The sequence below is a fragment of the Bacillus sp. SIMBA_026 genome (assembly GCF_046535335.1).
GTDB classification, from domain to species: Bacteria; Bacillota; Bacilli; order Bacillales; family Bacillaceae; genus Bacillus; species Bacillus velezensis.
The window spans coordinates 1-266 of record NZ_JAWRWX010000220.1; the positions used below are offsets into that span (position 1 = coordinate 1).

The 266-nt window shown below is 58.6% G+C and carries 1 protein-coding gene; it reads right to left on the minus strand.

Annotated elements, in window-relative coordinates; translation table 11 throughout:
- On the minus strand, positions 1-266 hold a 266-nt coding region (locus SB847_RS21260), incomplete at both ends, for a hypothetical protein (protein WP_410578625.1).

The window sequence follows — 266 nt, forward strand, 5'->3', positions numbered from 1 at the left end:
GTGCAACACGCCGACATGATTCGTCCTTCGGCCCGGCACCACGCTGACTGATTCGATCGCGTCCGGCCCTGACTGCGCGAGCCTGACCAGGAACGCATTGATCGCCTCTTTCGGCGGCGGTTCGTGTCCTTGCGCAAGACTGCCGAGATGCAGGAAGAATCGATCTTCCAGCCAGCCCCAGAATGCGGTTCCACGAACGTGAGGCAATCTCGAATTCGACAGGAACGGCTTCAGGTGGTAATCGGTATGCCAGTCGGTAAAGTTCT